5 protein-coding genes are annotated in these 6,619 nt (G+C 68.9%); 4 read left to right on the top strand and 1 reads right to left on the bottom strand.

Going from position 1 to position 6,619, the window contains the following annotated elements:
• From AC1DZ6_RS00925 to AC1DZ6_RS00910, 4 genes are all read left to right on the top strand, one after another.
• On the top strand, window positions 1-1,994 hold a 1,994-nt coding region (locus AC1DZ6_RS00925), incomplete at its 5' end, for a TonB-dependent receptor (RefSeq protein ID WP_477095317.1).
• Between the two features lie 16 nt (window positions 1,995-2,010).
• Window positions 2,011-3,099: an LLM class flavin-dependent oxidoreductase gene (locus AC1DZ6_RS00920; protein WP_477095316.1), complete on the top strand. Its 1,089-nt coding sequence runs from the start codon at window positions 2,011-2,013 to the stop codon at window positions 3,097-3,099.
• Window positions 3,096-4,370: an MFS transporter gene (locus AC1DZ6_RS00915; protein ID WP_477095315.1), complete on the top strand. Its 1,275-nt coding sequence runs from the start codon at window positions 3,096-3,098 to the stop codon at window positions 4,368-4,370. Before AC1DZ6_RS00920 ends, AC1DZ6_RS00915 begins: the two co-directional genes overlap by 4 nt.
• Before the next feature lie 32 nt (window positions 4,371-4,402).
• Window positions 4,403-5,485, top strand: a complete 1,083-nt coding sequence (locus AC1DZ6_RS00910; RefSeq protein WP_477095314.1) for a Gfo/Idh/MocA family protein — start codon at window positions 4,403-4,405, stop codon at window positions 5,483-5,485.
• Between the two features lie 109 nt (window positions 5,486-5,594).
• On the opposite strand, the gene AC1DZ6_RS00905 is transcribed toward AC1DZ6_RS00910, so the two are convergent.
• Window positions 5,595-6,563, bottom strand: a complete 969-nt coding sequence (locus AC1DZ6_RS00905; protein ID WP_477095313.1) for a sugar phosphate isomerase/epimerase family protein — start codon at window positions 6,561-6,563, stop codon at window positions 5,595-5,597.
• Between the last annotated feature and the right edge of the window lie 56 nt (window positions 6,564-6,619).

Genomic DNA, 6,619 nt, shown 5'->3' with positions numbered 1-6,619 from the left:
ACGTCAATTCGTCCTTCAACATCCGGGGCATCGGCACGACCTCGTTCTCGTCGGGGTCGGAGCCGGCGGTGTCGACCGTGGTCGACGGCGTGGTCTTCGCCCGTTCGGGCCAGGCGTTCTTCGACCTGTTCGACATCGAGCGCATCGAGGTGCTGCGCGGCCCGCAAGGCACGTTGTTTGGCAAGAACGCCTCGGCCGGCGTCGTCTCGATCGTCACCCGCCGCCCGTCGGCGACGCCCAAGGGCTTCGTCGAGGCGTCCTATTTCGAGGGCGACGAGTATCGCCTGCGGGCCGGCTACAGCGCGCCCATCGGCGAGACGCTGCGGGGCAGCGTGACCGGCGTCTACGGCCAGTACGACGGCTCGGCGACCAACGTCTATGACGGCTCCAGGGTCAACGGGTACGAGCGCTTCGGCCTGCGCGGCAAGCTGGAATGGACGCCGAACGAGGACCTGACCGTCGGCCTGATCGCCGACTGGGTGAACGCCGTCGACAACGGCTCGGCCGACGCCATCGGCTACGCCACGCCGGGCGACGCGATCATCGGCCAGGAAGCGCCGCTGGTCGTCGGCCCCAGCAACGAGGACATCAACAACGACGTCGCCCCGGTCACCAAGGACAGCACCTGGGGCTATTCGGGCCAGATCGATTATCGGCTGGGCGAGCACACCCTGACCTCGATCACCGCCTGGCGGGGCTGGGGCAACACCGAGATCCGCGACGGCGACTACACCTCGGCGCTGGGCCGCCGCGTCGGCACCGCGTCGTCGCGCGACTTCGGCGTGCTGGACTTCACCCAATTCACCCAGGAAGTGCGCCTGGCCTCGCCGACGGGCGGGTTCCTCGACTACGTGGTCGGCGCCTTCTACTACAAGACCAAGCAGGACAACTATTTCAACCGCCTGAACGTGGCCTGCACCGCCACGACGCTGACCGGCGGGGCCTGCGCCCCGGGATCCTCGACCTATGCGACGACCTCGGACGGCACGGCCAATTTCACCACCGAGCTCGAGAACTACGCCGCCTTCGGCCAGGCCAATCTGAACTTCTCGGACAAGCTGAAGGGCATTGTGGGCCTGCGCTGGTCGCATGACGAGATCAGCTTCGACTTCGCCCGCGTCTCGGCCTTCCCGGTCGCCACGGCCGGCGTGCGCCCCAGCTTCGCCGCCCAGGGCTCGACGACCTCCGAGGACTTCTCGGGTCGGATCGGCCTGCAATACGCCTTCACCGACGCCGTGCTCGGCTACGTCAACTATGCCCGCGGCTACAAGGGCCCGGCGATCAACGTCTTCTTCAACATGCAGGCGTTCGACACCATTCCGCTGCAGCCGGAGACCTCCGACGCCTACGAAGTGGGCCTGAAGAGCACGCTGTTCGACCGTCGCCTGGTGCTGAACCTGGCCGCCTTCGACACCAAGTTCGACGGCTTCCAGACCACCAACTTCGACACCGTGGCCGGCACCATCGTCAGCCGCCTGGTCAACGCCGGCCAGGTCTCGACCAAGGGCCTTGAGATCGACGCGACGGCGCGGCCGATCAAGAACCTGACCCTGACCGGCGGGGCAGCCTTCACCAACGCCAAGATCGTGCAATTCTACTGCCCGGTCGGCTCGCCCGCCAGCTGCTCGGCCGTCAACGGCCAGCCGCTGGGCACGCCGAAGGTCAAGTGGTCGCTGGGCGCGGACTACGTCGTGGAAACCCCGTCCCTGCCCTTCGACGTCGGCCTGAACACCGCCGTCACCCATCAGGGCGCCGGCCGCGCGAACGCCAACAACCCGGTGATCGGCCCGCCGCTGGAAAGCTACGACCTGTGGGACGCCAGCGTCTCGCTGATCGACCGCGCCGACCGCTATCGCCTGACCTTCGTGGCCAAGAACATCGGCGACCAGTTCTATACGACCGCGCGGATCTCCAGCACCTATATCCGCCAGCAGGTCCCGCGCGACGCCGAGCAGTATTTCGGCGTCACCCTGCGCGCCAATTTCGGCCGCTAAGGTCAGGAGCCTTCACGTGACGTTGTCGAACCCTCCTTGCGAAGTCTCGTGGTTCTCGGCGCTGTGCGACGACGACTACGAATTCCTGGGCGTGCCCGATCCGGCCCTGCAATCCAGCTGGGAGCACTGCCGGAACATCGCCCTGGCGGCCGAGCAAGGCGGGTTCGACAATCTTCTGCTGCCCTCGGGCTATGGCTTGGGAATCGACACCCTGGCCTTCGCCGCCGGCGTCGCGCCGCTGCTCCAGCGGATGCGTCTGCTGGCGGCGGTGCGGATCGGCGAGGTCTGGCCGCCCCAGCTGGCCCGGCAACTGGCGACCATCGACCAGATGCTGGGCGGCCGGCTGACCATCAACATCATCTCCAGCGACCTGCCGGGCGAGACCCTGGCCAGCGGCCCGCGCTACCGCCGCACGGTCGAGGCGATGCAGCTGCTGCGGTCGTTCCTGAACGGCGAAGCGGTCGATTTTCAGGGCGACTTCTACAGGCTCAAGCTGGACCCGCCGCGCATCCGCCCGGTGTCCGGCCGCGCTCCGCCGTTCTATTTCGGCGGCCTGTCCGAGGACGCTCGCGAGGCGGCGGCCGAAGGCGCCGACGTCTATCTGATGTGGCCCGATCGGTTGGAGGCCGTGCGCGAGATCATCGGCGATCTGTCGGTCCGCGCCGCCCGCCGCGGCCGCAAGCTGAAGTTCGGCTATCGTGTCCACGTGGTGGTGCGCGAGACCGAGGCCCAGGCCCGCGAAGCCGCCGACCGCCTGCTCTCGCACCTCGACGATGCGACCGGCGAGGCGATCCGCAACCGCTCGCTCGACAGCCAGTCGGCCGGCGTCCGACGTCAGGCCGAACTGCGGGAGGCCGCCGCCGGCGACGGCTTCATCGAGGACAATCTGTGGACCGGCATCGGCCGCGCCCGCTCGGGCTGCGGCGCCGCCATCGTCGGCGATCCCGACCAGGTGCTGGCCAAGCTGCGCGCTTACCAGGAGGCCGGGATCGAGGCCTTCATCCTGTCGGGCTATCCGCACCAAGCCGAGGCCGACCTGTTCGCGCGCCACGTGCTGCCGCATCTGAACCACGGACCGCTGCAATTCACGGGCGCCGGCGCATGAGCCTCGCCCCCGCTCCGGCCCAGCCGATCGACGTCCAGTCGGCGGCGGTCGTGCGTCGTCGCTGGCTGCTGCTGGGCCTGATCGTCGCCGCCAACATCCTCAACTATGTCGACCGGCAGGTGATCGCGGTGCTCAAGCCGATGATCTCGCAGGACCTGGGCTGGACCGACGCCGACTACGGCGCCCTGGCGGCGCTGTTCCAGATGTCGGCGGCCATCGCCTTCGCCTTCACGGGCTGGATCGTCGACCGGCTGGGCGCTCGCTGGGCCGCGCCGGTCGGGGTCGCCGCCTGGAGCGTGGCCGCCATGGCCCATGGCGGCGCCGCGACCATGGCCCAGTTCTCGCTGGCCCGGATCGCGCTGGGCGCCACGGAGTCGATGGGCACGCCCGCAGGGGTCAAGGCCATCGGCGCCCTGTTCACCGACCGGCTTCGATCGGTCGCTTTCGGGATCTCGAACGGCGCGGCCAATATCGGCGCCATCGTCACGCCGCTGGTGCTGCCGTTGCTGGCCGCCGTGGTCGGCTGGCGGACGTCGTTCGTGATCGTCGGCGGCCTGGGACTGGTCTGGGTCGGGGCATGGCTGATGGCCGCGCGCGCCGCCGATCTGCCGCACGCCAAGCCGGTCAAGGGCGAAGGCCCAGGAGCCTTGGCCCGGACTGTAGAGCTGTTGAGCGACCGCCGCACCTGGGGCCTGGCCGGCGCCAAGGCGCTGTCGGACCAGGTGTGGTGGCTGATGCTGTTCTGGGCGCCCGACTTCTTCCATCGGGTGTTCGGTTTGACCATGGCCGAGCTCGGCCCGGCCCTGGCCGGCGTCTATGCCATGGCCGCCCTGGGCTCGGTCACCGCCGGCTGGATCGCGGCCCGTCTGCTGGCGCGCGGCTACAGCCTGAACGCCGTGCGCAAGGGCTCGATGCTGGTCTGCGCCCTGCTGGTGACGCCCGTGCCGTTGGCGGTCTACGCCCAGAACCACTGGATCGCCGTGGCGCTGCTGGGCCTGACCCTGGCCGCCCACCAGGGCTTCTCGGTCAACATCTTCGCGACCATCGCCGACGTGACGCCCCGGGCCCGCGTCGGCTCGGTGACCAGCTTCGGCGCCCTGTGCGGCAACTTCGCGGGCATGGGTATCGTCTATTTGGCCGGCCGCATCCTGACCGCCGGGCTGGGTTATCTGCCGCTGCTGCTGATCGCGGCGGGATCCTATCTGGTCGCCCTGGCCTGGTTGCAGCTATGGCTGCCCCGGCTTACGCCCGCCGAAGAGCCCGCGGCCTAGCCGTCGCCGTCACCTCATATCGAAGGACCGTCATGTCTAAGGAAGTCCGCTTCGGGATCGTCGGGTCCGGAATGATGGGGCGCGAGCACATCCGCAACCTGCGCCTGTTGCCCAACGCCCGCCTGACGGCCCTGGCCGACCCGGTTGCGAGCTCGTTGGAATCGGCCCTGGCCGAGGCGGCCGATCCCGCCGTGAAGACCTACGATTCCGCCGAGGCCCTGGCCGCCAGCGGCGAGGTCGACGCCGTGATCGTCGCCTCGCCCAACTTCACCCACCGCCAGGTGCTGGAGCCGCTGTTCGCGGCCGGCCTGCACATTCTCTGCGAAAAGCCGCTGTGCACGACACTGAAGGACGCCCGCTGGGCCGCCGACCGGGCCAAGACCCACCAAGCGGCGTTCTGGACTGGCATGGAGTACCGCTTCATGCCGCCGGTGGCCGCTTTCATCGCCGGCGTCCACCGCGGCGACGTCGGCAGGCTGGTCAGCCTGTCGATCCGCGAGCACCGCTTTCCCTTCCTGGTCAAGGTCGGCGACTGGAACCGGTTCTCGCGCAACACCGGCGGCACCATGGTCGAGAAGTGCTGCCACTTCTTTGACCTGATGCGCCTGATCATTCAGGACGAGCCGGTTCGGGTCTATTGCTCCGGCGCCATGGACGTGAACCACCTGGGCGAGCGCTACGGCGGCGAGACGCCAGACATCATCGACAACAGCTTCACGATCGTCGACTTCGCCGGCGGCCAGCGCGCCATGCTGGAGCTCAACATGTTCGCCGACGGCGCTCACAATCAGGAGGAAATCACGGCGGTCGGCGACAAGGCGCGGCTGGACGTGCTGATCCCCGACGGCGACCTGGTGCACAGCCCCAGGGTCGGCTTCCTCAATCCCAAGCGGGTGACGCGCACCCACGTGCCGGTGGATCAGGCCGCCTTGGAGGCCGGCTCGCACCACGGGGCGACGTTCCACCAACTGGAGGCTTTCCTGGCCGCCGTGGCGGGCGACGGGCCTGTGCTGGTGAGCGCCGATGACGGCCTGAGCGCCGTGGCGATCGGCGTCGCCGCCGAGATCAGCGCGCGCGAGAAGCGCGTTGTCGAGATGGCCGAACTCGGAGTCTAGCTTCGGTGACGCCCGGATGCGGCCCCTCGGCCAGACGGATGCTGGATAGGGAACATTGGTGACGGTCTGGCGGATGACCGGGCCGTCAGGGCGCGGCCGGCGCCGCCTCTCAGGCCTGGAGCTTCGACAGATAGCTGAAGCTGGTGGCCACCGACTCCAGGCGCGAGCGCGTGAAGGGCGGTTCCTGTTCGACGAAGAAGTCGCGAACGCCGGCCGCGTGGGCGGCGGGCAGCAGGCGCTTCCAGTCGATCATGCCCGAGCCCACCTCGGTGGGGTCCTGTTGGAACACGAAGTTCGGCTTGGTCGTGGCCTTGATGTCCTTGACGTGCATGGCCACGAACCGCCCCGGATGATCCTTCAGCAGGGCGAAGGGATCCTGGCCCGCGGCGCTCACCCATCCGGCGTCCATCTCGAAGCTGACCACGGCCGGATCGGTGTTGGCCAGCAGCACCTCGAAGCCGTTGCGGGCGCCGGCCTTGCCGCCAGCCAGCGGCGAGAACTCGGCGTTGTGGTTGTGATAGGCCAAGGTCAGGCCCGCCTTCTTCAAGGCCGTACCCTTGGCGTTGAGAAAGTCGGCGTTGAACTTCCAGTCGTCGGCCGTCATCGCCCCGCCGATGCGGCCCAGCACCTGGCCGAAGGCTTCGCCCGCCCGCGGCTTTAGGTCGAAGCGGTCCGGCGTGTAGAAGATCGGCATGACGATCATCTTCACGCCCAGGACGTGCGCCTCGTCGGCCAGCCGGGACAGGTCGCCGTCGAGGCTGGATTCACCGCCCCGCGCCTGGACCTGGACGTGGGCGCTGGGCGTGGTCAGGCCAAAGCCGTCCATGACCTTGCGCAGCTCCGCCGGGGTCCGGCCCGCATAGCCGGCCAGCTCGATGGTCTTGTAGCCGATGGCGGCGACGGCCTTCAGCGTGCCCTCCAGGTCCGCAGCGGCCTGGTCGGCCAGGGTGTAGAGCTGCAGGCCGATCGGCAGGCCCGTTCGGGCGAAGAACGGCTGGGGCGCCGCTTGGCCGGAGCCCGCGAGCGCCAGGCTGGCGACGCCGGTGCCGATCAGACCTCGTCTGGAGAGTTCACGCATCCTCGCCCCTTCCCGATTGTTGGTCGAACTAATGCACCGGAAGCGCCCGGCGTCGA

It is taken from the genome of Caulobacter sp. P1_B12_2 (assembly GCF_056406675.1).
This window is presented reverse-complemented; position numbering and strand designations above follow the sequence as displayed.

What these genes read in the sequence shown, in the direction of transcription:
- AC1DZ6_RS00915 (WP_477095315.1), top strand. Translation starts at nt 3,096, where the DNA reads ATGAGCCTCGCCCCCGCTCCGGCCCAGCCGATCGACGTCCAGTCGGCG.
- AC1DZ6_RS00910 (WP_477095314.1), top strand. Translation starts at nt 4,403, where the DNA reads ATGTCTAAGGAAGTCCGCTTCGGGATCGTCGGGTCCGGAATGATGGGG.
- AC1DZ6_RS00905 (WP_477095313.1), bottom strand. Translation starts at nt 6,563, where the DNA reads ATGCGTGAACTCTCCAGACGAGGTCTGATCGGCACCGGCGTCGCCAGC.